The organism is Eudoraea adriatica DSM 19308, assembly GCF_000382125.1.
Taxonomy (GTDB): Bacteria; Bacteroidota; Bacteroidia; order Flavobacteriales; family Flavobacteriaceae; genus Eudoraea; species Eudoraea adriatica.
In genome coordinates this window covers 293,314-311,483 of the sequence record NZ_KB907550.1, presented here as the reverse complement: position 1 = coordinate 311,483, position 18,170 = coordinate 293,314, and the positions used below count along the sequence as shown (strand labels likewise).

Below are 18,170 nucleotides of genomic sequence, written 5' to 3'. Positions count from 1 at the left end.
GTATTCTTCCTTAATTGATTATGCTTCATTTGTGTTTCTCACTTTTACCTGATAAAACACATTTGGTTTTGTTCCAACGCTCTCCAGTAAATGATACATCCTGTCATTCTTCTTTAATTCCGTAACCTGACTCTTTTCGTCATTTGAATCGCCAAATACTATAGCTCCGTTGCTACATGCATTGGAACACGCCGTCTGAAACTCGCCATCCACTATTTCCCTGCCCTCGCGTTTAGCATCAAGAATTGTTTTTTGGGTCATCTGGATACAGAGAGAACATTTCTCAATGACTCCTCTGGACCTTACGGTAACATCAGGGTTAATGACCATTTTTCCCAGATCATTATTGAAGTGATAATCAAACTCATCATTATTATTGGTCAGGAACCAGTTAAACCTTCTTACTTTATAAGGACAGTTATTGGCACAATATCTTGTTCCAACACATCTGTTATATGCCATATGGTTCTGGCCCTGACGACTATGTGAAGTTGCTGCCACCGGACATACGGTTTCACAAGGTGCATGGTTACAATGCTGACACATTACAGGTTGAAAAGCAACCTGAGGATTTACTGCAGCCTGTTCCATTTCTTCAAAGCCCGACTTGGTCTGTGAAGCACCTGAAAATTCATCTTTTTTAGTATTGTCCTGGTCAAAAGTATCTTCAGAAGAATAATATCTGTCTATTCGCAACCAGTGCATGTCTCTGGATTTCCGAACCTCTTCTTTACCAACTACCGGTACATTATTCTCCGCATGGCAAGCTATTACACAAGCACCGCAACCGGTACATGCATTAAGATCTATAGACATATTAAAGTGATGTCCAATAGACCTGTCAAAACTATCCCAAAGATCAACCGTTGTAGCCGGAACTTCCTGATGGTTCAATGATACCTGAGGTACATGATTCCATTCCGAATGATCTTTTGTGTTAAATATCTCTAAAGTGGTTTCCTTTATGATATCACCTCTACCCATGAGGGTGTTATGAAGCTGGATACAAGCAAATTCATGCATTCCTGCTGCTTTTTCCAGAGTTACATTTTGCACACTATTGAATCCCTGGTAAAGGGTATAGGCGTTAACACCGGTCTGCATTTCAGTTTTCATACCTACCTTACGGCCATATCCGAACGAAAGTCCCACAGTTCCTGCAGCCTGTCCCGGCTGAATCATTACAGGTACGTTTTCCAGGGTAAGCCCGTTTACCGTAAGTTTTGCATAGCTTCCGTTAAGACCACCATTAGCCACATTTTCATTTATCAGTCCCAGTGCAGAGGCATCCGCTCTGGACACAGTAACATAATTATCCCAGGTTACTCTCGTTATGGGATCAGGAAATTCCTGCAACCAGGGGTTATTTGCCTGCTGGCCATCACCCATCCCTATTTTTGGATAGAGAACGAGTTCCATTCCCTCGGTTGATGAATTTGCCAGTGAACTAACCGCTGAAGAAATTGGTGCTACAGTTGTATTGGTTTCTGCCTGTTGGTTCCTTGCCTGAACATCGGCAGTAGTTTCTCCTTCTTCATTTGCTTCCAGCACAAAAACACCATCATGCAGTGCCTTGTTCCAGGATGCTTCATTCTCTAAACTCCAAGATTGCTTAATGTAATTGTAATAACTTATATCACTTCCCATCCAGATCAGAAGCGACTGTTGAAATTGCCTGGTATCAAACAGTTCCTTTATAGCGGGCTGCATAAGGCTGTAGTGTCCTTTTACGAATTCTGCATCGCCCCAGGATTCTAAGAAATGATTAGACGCAGCAGTAAATTCTGTAATTTCTGTTGTTTCATTCCAATTCGTAGAAAAAGTAACCGTTAAATCTACCTTTGAAACACCTTCAGCAAAATCAGAAGCGTTAGGGAGGGTATACATAGGATTCACACCGTCCATAATCAAAGCTCCGACCTTACCGGAATTCATATCCTGAATAAGACCATTAACCGCCTGGGTATTTCCTTGTCTGATATATCTTTGTTTGCCCGGGTGAAACGCCTCACTGGCCAGCATCTCATTTATAGACAAAGTGACTGCCTGTGCATTTACATCGTCCAGTCCTGTTACAACAACTGCCTTATTTCCCGCTTTCTTAATTTCGGCTGCAACATCGTCTACAGCTTTGCTGATAGCATCACCGAGATCAACGCTAACAGCGCTGTTGTTTAGTTTGCCAAATAAACTCGCCAGTGCCTTTTTCTGTTCTGATGGCTTTAGTGCAATACGCTTATCTGCATTTGCTCCGGTAAGTGACATATTGGATTCAAACTGAATATGTCTGGACATTTTGCCTTCTCTGGGAATTCGCCCTTTGGAATAACCACTGTCATATCCGCCACCTTGCCAATCAGCCAGGAAGTCTGCACCAAAAGAAACAATGATTTCAGCTTTTTCAAAATCATATGAAGGCAGCGCTCGTTCTCCAAATTTAGCTTCATATGCAGCCAAAGCAGCATCTTCACTTACGGCGTCATAGGTAATGTGATTAACATTAGCATAAACCTCTTTAAACTCACCAATCAACTTTGAAGTAGACGGGCTGGCATAGGTTTGAGTAAGCAATACTATTTGCTTCCCCGAATCCTTCAATCCTTCTAAGCTGTTTTTTACTGAGGCATCCAGTGCACTCCAATCAACAGCTTCCCCATTTGCCAATGGGCCTTGTAATCTGGTGCTGTCATATAGTGAAAGAACAGATGCCTGTATCCTGGCATTGCCATTGCCATTTGATTTAGCTTCCTTGTTGTTTTCAATTTTAATGGGTCTGCCTTCCCTTGTTTTTACCAAAATACTGGCAAAATCATACCCATCGGCTATAGTAGTAGCATAATAATTTGCGACACCCGGGATTATTTGTTCAGGCTTTACAACATACGGTATAGACTTTCGAACAGGGCCTTCACAGGCGGCTATGGACGCCGCAGCAGTACTGAACCCAACATATTTAAGAAAATCTCGCCTATTGGTTGTACTGGCAGACAAATTCTTCTTATCCCCTAAAAAATCATCAACTGGTATTTCTTCCGGAAATTCGTTTTGTCTTAGCGTCTCAACAATGGAATCGTTGGGATTTAACTCCGCTTCGCTTTTCCAATACTTTTTTGATGCCATACTATATATCTGTAATTAGATGCTTGTTTTTTTCTTAATAATGACACTTGCCACATTCCAAACCGCCCATTTGTGCTGCGGTAAGACTTTCCACGCCATATTTTTTTGACAATTCTTTATGTATTTTGGCATAGTAAGCGTTATCCTCTACCTTAACATTTGTCTCTCTATGGCAATTAATACACCATCCCATAGTTAGTGACGAATATTGATACATAATCTCCATTTCCTCAACAGGGCCATGGCAGGTTTGACATTCAATACCAGCAACGGAAACATGTTGAGAGTGATTAAAATAAGCCAAATCCGGAAGGTTGTGAATCCTTACCCATTCAACGGGCTTGCTCTCTCCTGTATATTTTTGATTCTCCTCGTCCCAGCCTACTGCTTTATACAACTTCTTAATTTCCCCGGTGTAGAATTCATTTGTATACCCATTGGCCAAATCTTCCGGACTTGGACCTTCAGGATTTCCTTTGTATTCATAAATGGATTTATGACAATTCATACAAACATTTAATGAGGGGATCCCTGAATGTTTTGACACCCTTGCTGAAGAATGGCAGTATTTACATTCAATTTTATTATCTCCGGCATGTATTTTATGAGAATAATGGATAGGTTGAATTGGAGCATATCCCTGATCTACACCCACTTGCATCATCCATCCATAGGCAAAATATGCACTTGCCAATAGCAGAAAAATGGAAGAAACCAGAACCAGGAACTGATTTTGAGCAAAAGCTTTCCATAATGGCGTTCTCTTAACGGCTTTATCCTTTTCAAGCACAACGCCATTAGCTTCGGCTATGCGCTGTAATGTATTGTTCACTAAAAACAACATCATCACCAGCAAGGCAAAAACCAATACTAGTGCCCCTAAAATAATTTCATTGGTAATCCCCGAAGAGTCACCACCTCCATCACTTGCTGCAGTTGCAGTAGCTGCGGCCACAGGCGCCGGTGCAGGAGCAGCTGTATAAGCCAAAATATCATCAATATCCGCATTGGAAAGCGTAGGAAAGGCAGTCATTGCTGCCTGATTGTACTCCTCGTAAATTTTATTTGCATAGGAGTCACCGGAACTAATCATTCCGGCACTATTTTTTATCCATGCATATAGCCACTCTTTATCTAACCCCTCCTCTTCAGCCAGGCGGCTCTCGACATTAGCCAAAGCCGGCCCCGTCATTTTCCTGTTTAACGCATGACAGGCGGCACAGTTCTGATTAAATAGCTGTTTTCCGTTTGCAGCATCTCCGGAAACCGCATCAGCTGTTTCAGCGGCGGCTTCAGTATCACCCGTAACACTGAGTTCAGAGTTTTCTTCCTGAGCTAATAGAGGAATTGAAAAGAATAGATAAGCTACTAGAGTAAAAGCTAAAAGTTTCGAAATCTGATGGCGGTACAAAACCTTTTTCATATTTAAAATATTTCTATCTTAATTCTGGCACGATAATTACTGGTATAATAAGAAAAAAAGGTAATTTATCGCCGCTCAAATTGACGACAAAAATAAGACTTTGACTTTATTTGAGAAATGTTAAGGGTTTTATAATTTATAATTTATATTAATTCTAAATAAGCGGTTAAGCTTTTGTTTAACCTTCAATAAATTACTTTTGCATTATATGTTTAAACTCAATAAAGTTAACACCATGAAGACGGCAATACTATCAGTAATACTTCTTGGATTCATCACTTGCGGTATGGGGCAGAGCGGGGAAATCAGCATTAAACAAGATGCAAGTATTACCCGTCTTCTGGACGTATATAAAATAAGTAATTCCGAATCCGGTTTCTATACAATTCAGGTTGGATTTGGCTCTTATGCCAAGGCAGAAGAACTTAAACAGCAAGTTGATATTGATTTTCCTGACCTAAAAGCGAAAATTATTTTTGATTCCCCGACTTACCGGGTTCAGATTGGTCAGTTTAAATCGAAGCTGGAAGGGGAACGTAAATTCAGAGAGGTTCGGATAAAATATCCTGAATCACTTTTATTAAAACCAGAAAAAGCAAAAACGACCAATTAGGTCGTTTTTTTTTTCATTCATTAAATCTATCCCGGGAAAAAGAAATTTCTTTAGCCTAAATTACCAAAGAATACATGGTCCGGATTAAAGCTTTTTCTTTACCGCCACTTCCTGGAAGGCTTCTACAATATCGCCTTCCTTTATATCATTATAGTTCTTTATCTGCAGTCCGCAATCATAGCCTTTGGCAACTTCTTTTACGTCATCCTTAAACCTTTTCAAAGAAGACAGTTCTCCTGTAAATATCACAACACCATCTCTTATAAGACGTATACTGGAGTTTCTAAATATTTTGCCCGTGGTTACCATGCAACCAGCAATGGTACCTACCTTAGATATTTTGAAGGTTTCCCTGATTTCGGCTGTACCCGTAATTTCCTCTTTCATCTCCGGAGACAACATCCCCTCCATCGCATCCTTGAGATCATTGATAGCGTCATAAATAATTGAATACATCCTTATATCAATCTCTTCTTTGTCCGCAATATCCCTTGCATTGCCCATTGGCCTTACATTAAATCCAATTACAATAGCATCAGAAGCTGAAGCCAATAACACATCAGATTCAGTTATTGCCCCCACCCCTTTATGAATAATATTGACTTGTATTTCATCTGTGGACAACTTCTGGAAGGAATCCGTTAATGCCTCCACAGATCCGTCAACATCTCCTTTTAGAATAATATTCAACTCTTTAAATTCACCCAAAGCAATTCGCCTGCCAATTTCATCAAGGGTAATATGCCTTTGCGTTCTTACTGATTGTTCACGCTGAAGCTGACTCCTTTTGGAAGCAATTTGTTTGGCTTCTTTTTCATCTTCAAACACATTAAATTTATCCCCGGCCTGTGGTGCCCCGTCCAATCCCAAAATGGAAATTGGTGTAGAAGGACCGGCTTTTTTTACCGACTTGCCACGTTCATCCTGCATTGCCTTAATCTTGCCACTGCAAGTGCCCGCCAAAACGTAATCTCCTATTTCCAAAGTACCGGTCTGCACCAAAATAGTAGAAACATATCCTCTACCTTTATCCAGAAATGCTTCCACTACGGTACCGGAAGCTAACTTATCCGGATTAGCTTTTAATTCTAAAAGTTCTGCCTCTAAAAGAACTTTTTCCAAAAGATCTTTTACACCTTCACCTGTTTTTGCTGATATATCATGAGATTGAATTTTACCGCCCCAATCCTCTACAAGTAAATTCATGGCCGCCAAACCTTCTTTAATCTTTTCAGGATTTGCTGTAGGCCTGTCTATTTTATTAATCGCAAAAACTATTGGAACACCTGCCGCCTGAGCGTGACTTATAGCCTCTTTGGTCTGAGGCATAATATCATCATCCGCAGCAACTACAATTATGGCAATATCTGTAACCTGCGCTCCCCGTGCCCGCATCGCAGTAAATGCTTCGTGGCCCGGCGTATCCAAAAAGGTAATTTTCTGCCCTCCTGATAATGCAACACTATAGGCGCCTATGTGTTGCGTTATACCTCCACTTTCTCCGGCAATTACATTTTCCTCCCGGATGTAATCTAATAATGATGTTTTACCGTGATCGACATGACCCATAACCGTAACGATGGGTGCTCTGGGTTTTAAATCTTCCGGTGCATCTACTTCTTCTTCAATAGATTCTTCAAGATCTGCTGTAATAAACTCAACCTCATAACCAAATTCTTCAGCTACAATTGAAAGTGTTTCAGCATCCAGTCTTTGGTTCATTGTAACCATGATCCCCAGAGACATACAGGCAGAAATTATTTCAGTAGAAGAAATATCCATCATGGTAGCAACTTCCCCAACGGTTACAAACTCCGTAACCTTAAGTATTTTACTTTCCAGCTCCTGTTGTTCCAGATCTTTTTCAGTCTGTTGTCTGTGCTGGTCTCTTTTATCCCTTCTATACTTTGCCCCTTTTCCTTTTTTGGATTTGCCCTGAAGTTTTTCCAGGGTCTCTCGCACCTGTTTTTGCACTTCTTCTTCCGTTGGCTCTAACTTTGGTGTTGACGCAAAACGCTGTCCTTTTCTTGCCGTGGTTTTACTTCTGCCACTGCCAGGTGAACCATTACTAATAATCCGCTTTCTTCTTTTGCGCTTATCTGCTTCGGAAGATTCTTTAGCAGTTTCCTTCTTTTTTTTGGGTTTATCAAACTTGGAGAGATCAATTTTATCTCCCATTATTTTTGGTCCGGATAGTTTTTTATACTGTGTAGTGATAGAGTCGACCTCATCCGGCTTTTCTGCCTCCGGCACTTTTACATCCCCTTTTTTTTCCTCCACAACCTTTTCCGGCTTAATTTCTTCAGCAACGTCTTTGGCTATAGTTTCTTCCTTTTCTTCGGCAATTACCTCTTCCTTTGGGACGGGTTTCTCTTCAACTTTCTTGGGTTCTGGTTTAGCCTTTTTACCGGCTTCAAGATCAATTTTACCTACTTTTTTTGGTCCTGACAGTTCAACCCTGGCTTTCACTACCTCCCTGGAGGCAGCTCTTTTTTCTCTTTGCAGTCTTTTTTCTTCCTGCTCCTGCTCCAATTGCAGCCTTATAGCTTCTTTTTCCTTGCGCTTTTCTTCACCTACCTCCTGGGATGCAACTTTCTTGCTCATATCCGTCTGGAATTCGTCTAAAAGAACCTGGTGTATGTCTTCAGAAATCTTTGTAGTAGGCCTGGCATCCACCTTATGCCCCTTAGAAGCAAGGAATTCTACCGCTCTATCCAAAGAAATATTAAGTTCTCTCAAGACTTTATTAAGCCTTATTGTTGCATTGTCTGCCATAAATACTATTTACTCTCTACTTTTATACTGCTAATATATAGCTTAATCTTCAAATTCTTCTTTAAGGATTCGTACGACGTCCGAAATAGTTTCCTCCTCCAGATCGGTACGTTTCACCAAATCATCTATATCTTGCTCCAAAACACTTCTGGCGGTATCCAGACCAATCTTTTTTAGTTCTTCAATTATCCAGCCCTCAATTTCATCAGAGAACTCTGTAAGCTCTACATCTTCTTCCACGCCTTCACGGAATACATCTATCTCATAACCAGTAAGCTGTCCTGCAAGTCTTATATTATGACCACCCCTGCCAATGGCTTTTGAAACTTCTTCGGGTCTCAAGTATACCTGAGCCGTCTTTTTTTCATCATTTAAAGTCACCGTGGAAACACGAGCAGGACTAAGTGCGCGGGTAACCATTAACTGTGAATTATTTGTCCAGTTAATAACATCTATATTTTCGTTTCCAAGCTCACGCACTATTCCATGAATACGGCTTCCTTTCATCCCCACGCAGGCCCCTACCGGATCTATTCTGTCATCATAAGAATCTACTGCCACCTTAGCTTTTTCACCTGGAATTCTAACTGCTTTTTTTATGGTAATTAGTCCATCGAACACTTCTGGTATTTCCTGAAAGAACAATTGCTCCAGGAAGACTGGCGAAGTTCTAGACATTATGATCATTGGCTTATTACCCTTGAGCTCGACACTTTCGATAATACCCCTCACATTGTCTCCCTTTCTAAAAAAGTCAGAAGGTATCTGTTTATCCTTGGGAAGGATTATTTCGTTGCCTTCATCATCCAATAAGATAATAGCCTTATGTCTTATATGGTGCACCTCAGCAGTATAAATCTCACCTTCAAGGTCTTTAAATTGCTTATATATGGTAGTATTGTCATGCTCATGAATTTTGGATATAAGGTTTTGACGTAAAGCCAAAATTGCCCTTCTTCCGAGGTCTATAAGTTTAACTTCTTCAGAAACATCTTCCCCAACTTCAAAATCAGGTTCAATCTTACGAGCTTCGGAAAGGGATATTTCCTCATTTGGTTCTTCAACTTCCCCATCTTCCACAACTATCCTGTTTCTCCAAATTTCCAAATCTCCTTTGTCCGGATTAATAATAATATCAAAATTATCATCGGATCCAAATTTCTTTTTTAAAGCGTTCCTAAAAACGTCTTCTAATATCGCCATTAGGGTTACCCGATCAATGAATTTATCATCCTTAAATTCCGAGAAAGATTCGATCAATGCAATATTTTCCATTTTGCCCTGTAATTAAAATTTTAATTTAACTTTTGCCTCATCAATTTCAGATATGGCTATTTTTTTTCTTTTCTGAACGGTTCTTTTTCCTTTGCCCACTGGTTTCGGTTCACGTTCTTTCCACTCCAGTGTTATGCTGTTTTCTGTAGCCTCGGTGAGGTCGCCTTCATAATTTTCAGCCGCTGTTTTTACGACTAACTTCCTGCCAATATTTTTTGGGTACTGGCGGGCCATCACAATAGGTTCTGCCGCACCTGCTGAAGTAACTTCAAGGGAAAAATCATGTTCCTCCCTATCTAAATTGTGTTCGATGGCTCTGCTTATGGCCATACAGTCCTTAAGGTTTACTCCTTCATCTCCATCGAGGACGATCCTGATAGTGTTATCAGGAGTAATTGAAAAATCAATTAAAAACAATTTTTTATTCTCCTCCAGTGCCTTCGCTAAAAGCTCTTCAACTTGTGTCTTTAACATAACCATAAGTAACAAAAGAGGGGACAATTTGTCCCCTCATGAATACAATTATATTCTTTCAGTGGCGCAAATATACAACTTTTTTTGATTCCTAAAACAGAAGCTTCCCCCATTTATAATACATACTATTAAGTGTATCCTGAACGTTTGATTTTTAGCAGTACTTTTATAAAGGATGCAATAAATCCAAATAATTCAATCAACCCATGGACGTCTTTAATTCCTATAACCTTATAATTGAGGCTTCGTTAATACTTATTCTATCGTTTTTATTTAATGGCATAGCTAAAAGGACAAACATTCCTTCAGTTTTAATGCTTATCCTCCTGGGCTTTATTTTACAATTCGTTCTGAAGTATTTCACGGCGGAAAAAGTCGATTTCTTTCCAGCGCTTGAAGTTCTTGGCATAATCGGCCTAATTATGATAGTCCTTGAAGCTGCATTGGAACTTGAGTTAAAAAGGGAAAAACTAATTCCCATTTTAAAATCAATGGCCATAGCCCTGACCGGTTTAATAGGCTCTGCCTGGGTTGCAGCATTGATTCTACATCAATTTATCCCGGAAATGTCTATGGATGCGGCATGGTTATATGCCACACCTTTATCAATCCTGTCCAGTGCTATTATCATTCCAAGTGTTAGTGAGCTTTCAGAAAAGAAAAAAGAATTCCATATCTATGAGAGTACATTTTCGGACATTATGGGAATCATGATGTTCTATTTCCTGGTAAGTGGGTTAAATCCTGCTGAAGATTCAGGTGCCGGAGGTTTCGCTCTCAATATTCTGCTAACAATAGTCATTTCACTCATTGCCAGCTATGCAATAATTCTAATTTTTCAAAAAATTAAAAGTCAGGCTAAATTATTCCTTCTAATAGCTGTTCTGCTACTGCTATACGCGATTGGCAAACAATTGCATCTCTCCTCATTACTGATAATACTCATTTTCGGGTTAGTAATTGCGAATATGAAATTGTTCTTTGGAGGAAAACTTTCCAAATTTCTTGAGTATGAAAAAGCACATAGAATATACCATGAGCTTCATATAGTTACGCTCGAAACGGCCTTTGTAGTGCGCACTTTCTTCTTCGTTATTTTTGGATTAACTATTGCCATAGCTTCGTTATTTAATATACAGGTAGTATTGGTAAGTCTGCTTATTATTCTTTCAATTTATGTGATACGGTTTGTCATCCTAAGAACATTTATAGGCAGTGATATTCTCCCTCAATTATTTATTGCTCCAAGGGGGCTTATTACAATTCTCCTTTTTTATGCAATTCCCGCGGAGGCACAGGTAGCAAACTTTGAACCCGGGATTCTGCTTTTTGTAATTATAGGCACAAGTCTTATAATGACCTGGGCTATGATTAAGGACAAGAAAAAAATGAGCACTATTCTGGATCTGGCAGACAGGGAAATTGAGATATTACAGGAGGAAAGCGAATTAAATAAAGAAAGAGATCTTCCGAAACCTTCCGCTCCCGGGCTACCTGATGAATTAAGTCAGGATTCCCGATGATTCATCACAACATTGAAAAATATTAAACTACGCTTTTGTCTGACATCGGTATATCAGATGTAAAAATCCAGTCAATTTTGGAAATTCCAAAACTGTAATGGAAAATCGGAGATTATCCACCAGGATGACCAGTATCATTTGTTTCCAATGCTAATGTTGTTTTCTTAGCCTTAAAATGTTATCGAAACAAATATTTTGACAAATGAATACTATAAAGTTTACTGCAGTAATTCTTATACTTCTATTAACATCCTGCGTTAGCCAGAAAAAATATGCTGCCGCCCATGACCGGGCTGCACTGTGTGAAACTAATTTAAAGAATAGCCAAAACGAGAATTCAATGTTGGAAGCCAGTATTGCCAATGAAAAGAACAGGGCCAAATCCCTTGAACAACAATTGGAATACTTTAAAAGCACCAACACCAACCTGCTGGAACGCCTATCAGATCTTGCAGTTGTTAGTAAATCTGGTGCCGAGAGTATCAAGAAATCTCTTGAAGCCCTAAACGAACAGAATAAATATATTAAGGATCTTACATCATCTATGCAACGGAAGGATTCTCTAAACCTGGTTCTTGTAATGAACCTTAAACGCTCGCTGGAGAATTTTGACGATGAGGACATCAACATCGAAGTAAAGAAAGGTGTAGTCTATGTGTCTATTTCGGATAAGATGTTGTTCCGCTCTGGCAGCTATCAAATTAGCAACCGTGCGGAGGAGGTTATAGGTAAAATCGCAAAGATTGTAAACGATCATAAGGAATTGGATATCCTTGTAGAAGGACATACAGACAATGTGCCAATTTCCACTGAATGCATGGCAGACAACTGGGATTTGAGCGTAAAAAGGGCCACATCAATAGTGCGTCTGATGCAAAACAAATTTAACGTTCAACCCTCAAGAATGACTGCAGGTGGACGGTCGGAATATTTACCTAAGACCACCAACGAAACGGTAGAAGGTCGCGCAAAAAACAGACGGACAGAGATTGTGATCCTGCCCAAGCTAGACCAATTCTTTGAATTGATGGAGCCCCCAACTACAAGCCTGGAAATGGAAGAGTGACAAGTTATCAATCTAAGGCTCAATACTCTTTGACTAAAATTGATCAAATGAACAAAATTATTACACTTACTATGAATCCGGTTGTGGACAAAGACACTTCTGTGGCAGGCATTGTTCCTAATAAAAAATTACGATGCATGTCGCCACGGTACTATGCGGGGGGAGGTGGCATCAATATCTCACGGGCACTCAAAAAATTAGGTGGTGACTCACTCTGTATGTATGTCGCGGGCGGACCTTATGGCATTCATTTACAGCAGTTGGTATCAGAAGAAGGCATCCAGCAAAGAGTAATCGATATCCGGGGATGGACACGCGAAAACCTTTCTGTAACGGACACAAACACCAATTTACAGTATCGCTTTGGTGTGCCGGGACCGAATGTAATTAAAGAAGAGTGGGAGGAAGTTCTACAAGCAGTGGAAGAGAATATTGATGAAGGTGACTATTTGGTGGCCAGCGGAAAACTTCCTTTGGGAATTCCAAAGGATTTTTATGTTAGTGTCTCCAAAATTGTAAAAAAGAAAAACGGACGGTTTGTTCTGGATACTTCCGGCGATGCCCTTTTACCCAGTATGAAAGCTAATATTTTCCTGATGAAACCAAATCTTGCTGAATTTAGCATTCTTTGTGGCGCGGAGTCTATATCTGTTTTGGAACTGGATTCTCTGGCTAAAAATTTTTTAGATGAAAATGCCGTAGAAGTGCTGGTGGTTTCCCTTGGGGCAAAGGGCGCTCTATTGGCTACCGGGGATGTAATGCAATATATTACCGCACCCACTGTATATCAAAAAAGTGCCATTGGAGCAGGCGACAGTATGGTTGCGGGAATGGTATATAAACTCTTACAAGGTAAATCAATTTCTGAAATGGCTCAGTATGGGGTCGCCTGTGGAACAGCCGCCACCTTACACCCCGGCACACAGCTTTGTAAAAAAGAAGATGCAGACCATCTGTTTGAATGGATTAGTTCGCAAAATGTTAAAAAAACAAAAAAAACACCTAACCTGATCTAAATCATGTCATACATCATCACGGCTGCTTATTTTAGCTGAACATTTAAAAAAAGTTCTTTGAATAATATTAATATATGGGTTTTTAAATCGGGGGAATTAAAGAGCCCATAGGAATAGAAACCGTCTTGGACGCCCTTTAAACCTTTTGAATTGCGAACGGATCTAGCTGATAGTTCCTATTAGGGATCAGTGTAAGCGGTCATTGGGAAAAATTGACAGTTTCTTGGAAACCGGGATATTTCGGTATCCCGGTTTCTTTTTAAAATTATCAGAATGGGTTTTTTTATTGTGAGAATAAGAAAATCTAAAAATACAGAAGCCGTCAAAGGCATCCATTAAACCATTTGAATTGCGAACGGATCTAGCGATAGTTCCTATTAGGGATCAGTGTAAGCGGTCATTGGATAGTGTTGACAGTTTCTTGGAAACCGGGATGCTTTTGTATCCCGGTTTCTTTAAAAAAAGGATTGATTTATATAGTTGTTAGAAGATATAAGTCAAATGAAGTGTTAAATACCTTATTTGCCCGCATGAATAAGACATTATCTTAGAAATAGGATAATGAAGGATTATGTTCGGAAGCAACAAAAGTAAAAAACACTTCATAGGAAACAGGAGACTTCGGTTTCCTGTTTCTTTTTATAACTACCCCAAACCATGAGAGACCTTATTCCATTTAAACAACGTAACGTTTGTATTGATCTGCTCAAAAAGTAATTTCGTTTTTTGACAAGTGAATATGTCGATTCAGTTTTTTGATGGTAAAAACATTACCATCCATCATAATATTCAAGCTGAATGGCAATTTCCTGAAGTTTTAGACTAAGATACCAAAAGAAAAATCCCAACACCTGACAGCACTGGGATAGACTTATAATTCTAGTTGGCCTACTAGGACTCGAACCTAGAACGACTGGACCAAAACCAGCTGTGTTGCCAATTACACCATAGGCCATTAGTGTATAAGAGCCTGCAAATTTAAGACAAACTTTTATTTGCACAAATATTTTGGATACATTCCACTAAAAAAAGAACCACACGCTGCTGTTAAAGGTTTGACAAAATTATAAGCCCATATCTATTTTAATTAGTAAATTCGCCCAGACTGGTAAACTTCATAGTACATGTTTTCAAAGAATTTCGAGAAATGGGACACCATCCTTGGATGGGTCGTTTTTTTTATAGCCCTTATAACTTACGCTATTACCGTAGAACCCACAGGGAGTTTTTGGGATGCTGGGGAATACATAACAACTTCGGCCAAATTGCAGGTAGCACACCCACCGGGCGCTCCTTTACTTCAAATGATTGGCGCCTTTTTTGCCATGTTCGCTTTTGAACCTGACCAGATTGCACGAATGGTAAATTATGTTTCCGGCGTTTCCAGTGCTTTTACCATTTTGTTTATGTTCTGGACCATTACCAATATTACAAGAAAGTTAATATCCAAAAAAGAAAAGTTTACCAATAGTAATGCCATCGCAGTTTTGAGCAGTGGCCTGGTCGGCGCTTTGGCATTTGCTTTCTCAGATAGTTTCTGGTTTAATGCAGTAGAAACAGAAGTTTACGCCATGGCGAGCTTTATTATGGCACTGTTATTATGGCTTGGGTTAAAATGGACAGATGATCTTGAGGATCAAAGGGGCAACCGATGGTTGATACTTATTTCCTTTGTAGTTGGTCTTACCTTTGGTGTTCAGTTTATGGGCTTTTTGGCCATTCCAACAATAGGATTATTATACTATTTCAAAAAATACAAGACCACTACCGTTAAGAACTTTCTTTTGGCCAATATCATTGTAGTTGCAATATTAATGCTGGTCTACAAATTTTCATTGACCTACGTTCTAAAATTATTTGGCTGGAGCGAAGTTTTCTTTATTAACAGTATTGGTTTACCATTTAATTCGGGGACCGTGATTATGCTTTTAATTTTTATCGGTGCCTTTTACTATGGATTGAGCTACACAAGAAAAAACAATTACAGGGTAGCCAATACTTTGGTCCTCTGTGCAATGTTTTTGTTCCTTGGATTTTCTTCCTGGCTTATGTTACCAATCCGGGCAAATGCCAATGTGGTAGTCAATGAAAATAATCCTTCTGATGCGCGCTCATTGCTCGCATATTATAACAGAGAACAATATCCTCAGGTAGATAGCCCTATTTATGGCACGTATTATTCAGATACGTTTGCCCCGGCAGGACCGGAAAAAGATGATAAACCAAAATATGAAAAAGATGAAGAGCTCGGCAAATACATTATTGTAAATAAATACAAGAATGCAATGCAGGGTCCCAATGAAGATCACAGGGGCTTGTTACCCAGAATGTGGAGTGATCAGAACGCGGAGAACTATATGAAATATTTCGGCCCTTTGAATTTTAGAATGAAGACCTCTAATGAAGAGTTACGAAAAGCGGTTACACAAGTTAAATCGGGTCTTGCCAATGGTGAGATAGATGAGGAGCAATATATTGGTTTTTTACGCCAATTCGGGGAATATTTGGAAGTAGAACCCCCTAGCGTGTGGCAGAACATTAAATATATGTTTCAATTTCAATTTGGTTACATGTACTGGCGTTATTTTATGTGGAATTTTGTCGGAAAACAAAACGATGTACAGGGCAGATATAATGGCAATGGCGAATGGTTAAGCGGAATAGGGTTTATTGACAGCCTGCGCCTGGGAAGTCAGAAGAACCTGCCTAAAGATGTTTTGGAAAATAAAGGAAGAAACACCTATTTCTTTTTGCCCCTGATTCTGGGAATTATAGGTTTGGTTTTCCAGTTCACAAAAAACCCTAAACAATTCTGGGCACTTTTTGTGTTTTTTATATTTACGGGAATTGCAATACAATTCTATACTAATCCCTATATTTTTCAGCCAAGGGAACGGGATTATTCTCTTGTTGGTTCCTTTTATATTTTCGCCTTGTGGATTGGTTTAGGGGTATATGGCCTGTATGAGGAATTTAAAAAATTTATAAATCCAAAGGTGCTGGGACCGGTTATTCTGGTGATATGCCTTTTAGCTGTACCCGGAGTTATGGCCTTTCAGAATTGGGATGATCATGACCGCTCTAATCGCTATACCGCACGTGCCAGTGCCAAAGCCTATCTGGACTCATGCCAGGAAGATGCAGGCGCTATGTTATTTACAATTGGAGACAATGACACTTTTCCACTTTGGTATGCACAGGAAATTGAGGGATACCGGACTGATATACGCATAATTTGTACCAGCCTTTTCGCAACGGATTGGTATGTAGATCAAATGAAGCGAAAGGCTTACAAAAGTGACCCCATACCCTCTCAGCTTACACATGATCTTTACAGATATGGTAACAGGGATGTAATCTATTATCAGGGACTTCCAGGGGTGGCTGAAAAAAGATGGAATATCAAAGATTTCATGAATTGGGTGGGCAGTAATAAACCTCAGACAAAGTTCAGATATATACTTGAAAAACAAGGTGCTGACCTAAGTGAATATTCCGAGAGCACTTTAGATCTTGTTTATTATCCGACTAATAAAATCAGAGTCCCGGTTAATAAGAAAAATGTATTGGAAAGTGGGCTCGTTAAAGAAAAAGATTCTGCCTTAATTGTTGATTATATTGATATAGACCTGCCCAAAAGTGCCTTGCCAAAAAACAGGATTATGATGTTGGATATTATTGCCAATAATGATTGGGAAAGGCCAATCTACTTTTCCGGCGGAAGTTTTGACAAAGCAGAATACATTTGGATGAAAGAGTATTTACAGCTTGAAGGGTTAGCCTATAAATTAGTGCCAATCTACACCAAGAATCAAAGTTCTTTTGAAATGGGACGAATAGATACGGAATTAATGTACGAAATTGTAAAAGGATGGGATTGGGGAAATTCAGGAAGTTCAGATATCTATCATGACCCCCAGACCCGGTCACAAGGTTTATCTTTCAGGGGCAATCTTGCAAGGTTAACGGAAGCTCTGATTAATGAAAACAAAATAGACAAAGCCAAAGATGTAATTAACATTGCCATAACCAATATGCCTGTAGAGCACTATGGTTTTTATGCTTTTGTAGAACCTTATGTAGCTAGTTATTACAAGGTAGGGGAAACAAAGAAGGCCCGGGATTTGTTCTATAAATTAAGGGATATTTATCAGGATCGATTAGACTATTATTCCAGTATACCACTAGATGAACAATACGATAATATTGAAAACATTATTGGTGACATGGAAGCATATAGAAGAAATATTGATATTCTTATTGAAAACAATGACAGGGAGTTGGCAGAAAAAGAAACTTTAATTTTTAATGAGCATATAGACAGGTTCAGTCATTTCTATAAAGATGAAGTATTAGAAGAACCGCCATTAATAGAGGAGTCTAATCCGGATATGTCAGATACTCTGCAGGTTGAAAAAGATTCAATTCCTGATGAATGAGTAAGATCCGGGCCTAGAACTTGCCGGAGTATGGAAATGTAAATTAAATCTTATCAGAGGGTATTGAATCTGGAACCAATATTAAAACTTAAAGATATTCGTTAAGTATTCCTATCAATGTATTCGCATCTTGTTCGCCACTTTGCCTCCATACCATTTCCCCTTTTTTGTAGATCATAAGGGTTGGAAGACCTTTAATTCTAAGTGCTTGTGATAATTCTTTATTCTTATCAACATCTATTTTTATAACCTTTCCTTTGTCTCCCAGGGCGGCTGCCACATCCCGCAAGACGGGGTGCATAGAGGTAGATTGTTCGTTCCACTCCGCATAGAAATCAAGTAACACGGGGATATTTAAATCTATAAGTTCACCGAATTTCGACATATAAAATACATTGGGTTATAGATCAAATGTATGAAAAAATGTTAAAAAATCTGGCATCCCC

At 39.3% G+C, this 18,170-nt stretch carries 11 protein-coding genes and 1 tRNA gene; 5 read left to right on the top strand and 7 right to left on the bottom strand.

The window, feature by feature from the left end; genetic code table 11:
- Nucleotides 1-18 precede the first annotated feature (18 nt).
- Nucleotides 19-3,120, bottom strand: coding sequence for a TAT-variant-translocated molybdopterin oxidoreductase (locus tag G504_RS0113420; RefSeq protein ID WP_019670706.1), 3,102 nt, complete (start codon nucleotides 3,118-3,120; stop codon nucleotides 19-21).
- A gap of 34 nt (nucleotides 3,121-3,154) precedes the next feature.
- Nucleotides 3,155-4,543: a cytochrome c3 family protein gene (locus G504_RS0113415; RefSeq protein ID WP_019670705.1), complete on the bottom strand. Its 1,389-nt coding sequence runs from the start codon at nucleotides 4,541-4,543 to the stop codon at nucleotides 3,155-3,157.
- Nucleotides 4,544-4,778: 235 nt separating this feature from the next.
- Between G504_RS0113415 and G504_RS0113410 the strand changes: the two genes are divergently transcribed.
- A complete protein-coding gene (locus G504_RS0113410) occupies nucleotides 4,779-5,156 on the top strand; it encodes an SPOR domain-containing protein (RefSeq protein ID WP_157473346.1) in 378 nt (125 codons plus the stop codon).
- An 84-nt stretch (nucleotides 5,157-5,240) separates the two neighbouring features.
- On the opposite strand, the gene infB is transcribed toward G504_RS0113410, so the two are convergent.
- The 3 genes from infB to rimP are packed head-to-tail and all read right to left on the bottom strand — an operon-like array spanning nucleotide 5,241 to nucleotide 9,680.
- Nucleotides 5,241-7,931 carry a translation initiation factor IF-2 gene (gene infB / locus G504_RS0113405; RefSeq protein WP_019670703.1) on the bottom strand — a complete coding sequence of 897 codons (2,691 nt, stop codon included), beginning with the start codon at nucleotides 7,929-7,931 and terminating at the stop codon, nucleotides 5,241-5,243.
- 42 nt (nucleotides 7,932-7,973) lie between these two features.
- Nucleotides 7,974-9,206, bottom strand: coding sequence for a transcription termination factor NusA (gene nusA / locus G504_RS0113400; protein WP_019670702.1), 1,233 nt, complete (start codon nucleotides 9,204-9,206; stop codon nucleotides 7,974-7,976).
- Between the two features lie 12 nt (nucleotides 9,207-9,218).
- Nucleotides 9,219-9,680 carry a ribosome assembly cofactor RimP gene (gene rimP / locus G504_RS0113395; protein ID WP_019670701.1) on the bottom strand — a complete coding sequence of 154 codons (462 nt, stop codon included), beginning with the start codon at nucleotides 9,678-9,680 and terminating at the stop codon, nucleotides 9,219-9,221.
- A gap of 206 nt (nucleotides 9,681-9,886) precedes the next feature.
- Between rimP and G504_RS0113390 the strand changes: the two genes are divergently transcribed.
- The 3 genes from G504_RS0113390 (at nucleotide 9,887) to G504_RS0113380 (ending at nucleotide 13,285) form a co-directional block, all read left to right on the top strand.
- On the top strand, nucleotides 9,887-11,203 hold the full coding sequence (locus tag G504_RS0113390; protein WP_019670700.1) for a cation:proton antiporter domain-containing protein: 1,317 nt from the start codon (nucleotides 9,887-9,889) through the stop codon (nucleotides 11,201-11,203).
- A 202-nt stretch (nucleotides 11,204-11,405) separates the two neighbouring features.
- Nucleotides 11,406-12,269 carry an OmpA/MotB family protein gene (locus G504_RS0113385; protein ID WP_019670699.1) on the top strand — a complete coding sequence of 288 codons (864 nt, stop codon included), beginning with the start codon at nucleotides 11,406-11,408 and terminating at the stop codon, nucleotides 12,267-12,269.
- Between the two features lie 47 nt (nucleotides 12,270-12,316).
- Nucleotides 12,317-13,285, top strand: a complete 969-nt coding sequence (locus G504_RS0113380) for a 1-phosphofructokinase family hexose kinase (protein ID WP_019670698.1) — start codon at nucleotides 12,317-12,319, stop codon at nucleotides 13,283-13,285.
- Between the two features lie 883 nt (nucleotides 13,286-14,168).
- Here the strand turns inward: G504_RS0113380 and G504_RS0113370 are convergent.
- Nucleotides 14,169-14,240: transfer RNA gene (locus G504_RS0113370), tRNA-Gln, on the bottom strand.
- 169 nt (nucleotides 14,241-14,409) lie between these two features.
- On the opposite strand from G504_RS0113370, the gene G504_RS0113365 reads away from it, so the two are divergent.
- Nucleotides 14,410-17,724 (top strand): glycosyltransferase family 117 protein, encoded by a 3,315-nt coding sequence (locus G504_RS0113365; protein WP_019670696.1) that lies wholly within the window; start codon nucleotides 14,410-14,412, stop codon nucleotides 17,722-17,724.
- A gap of 88 nt (nucleotides 17,725-17,812) precedes the next feature.
- Here the strand turns inward: G504_RS0113365 and G504_RS0113360 are convergent, their stop codons facing one another.
- Nucleotides 17,813-18,109 (bottom strand): thioredoxin family protein, encoded by a 297-nt coding sequence (locus G504_RS0113360; protein ID WP_019670695.1) that lies wholly within the window; start codon nucleotides 18,107-18,109, stop codon nucleotides 17,813-17,815.
- Between the last annotated feature and the right edge of the window lie 61 nt (nucleotides 18,110-18,170).

What these genes read in the sequence shown, in the direction of transcription:
- G504_RS0113390 (WP_019670700.1), top strand. Translation starts at nt 9,887, where the DNA reads ATGGACGTCTTTAATTCCTATAACCTTATAATTGAGGCTTCGTTAATA.
- G504_RS0113380 (WP_019670698.1), top strand. Translation starts at nt 12,317, where the DNA reads ATGAACAAAATTATTACACTTACTATGAATCCGGTTGTGGACAAAGAC.
- infB (WP_019670703.1), bottom strand. Translation starts at nt 7,931, where the DNA reads ATGGCAGACAATGCAACAATAAGGCTTAATAAAGTCTTGAGAGAACTT.
- G504_RS0113360 (WP_019670695.1), bottom strand. Translation starts at nt 18,109, where the DNA reads ATGTCGAAATTCGGTGAACTTATAGATTTAAATATCCCCGTGTTACTT.
- rimP (WP_019670701.1), bottom strand. Translation starts at nt 9,680, where the DNA reads ATGTTAAAGACACAAGTTGAAGAGCTTTTAGCGAAGGCACTGGAGGAG.
- G504_RS0113415 (WP_019670705.1), bottom strand. Translation starts at nt 4,543, where the DNA reads ATGAAAAAGGTTTTGTACCGCCATCAGATTTCGAAACTTTTAGCTTTT.
- nusA (WP_019670702.1), bottom strand. Translation starts at nt 9,206, where the DNA reads ATGGAAAATATTGCATTGATCGAATCTTTCTCGGAATTTAAGGATGAT.
- G504_RS0113365 (WP_019670696.1), top strand. Translation starts at nt 14,410, where the DNA reads ATGTTTTCAAAGAATTTCGAGAAATGGGACACCATCCTTGGATGGGTC.
- G504_RS0113410 (WP_157473346.1), top strand. Translation starts at nt 4,779, where the DNA reads ATGAAGACGGCAATACTATCAGTAATACTTCTTGGATTCATCACTTGC.
- G504_RS0113385 (WP_019670699.1), top strand. Translation starts at nt 11,406, where the DNA reads ATGAATACTATAAAGTTTACTGCAGTAATTCTTATACTTCTATTAACA.
- G504_RS0113420 (WP_019670706.1), bottom strand. Translation starts at nt 3,120, where the DNA reads ATGGCATCAAAAAAGTATTGGAAAAGCGAAGCGGAGTTAAATCCCAAC.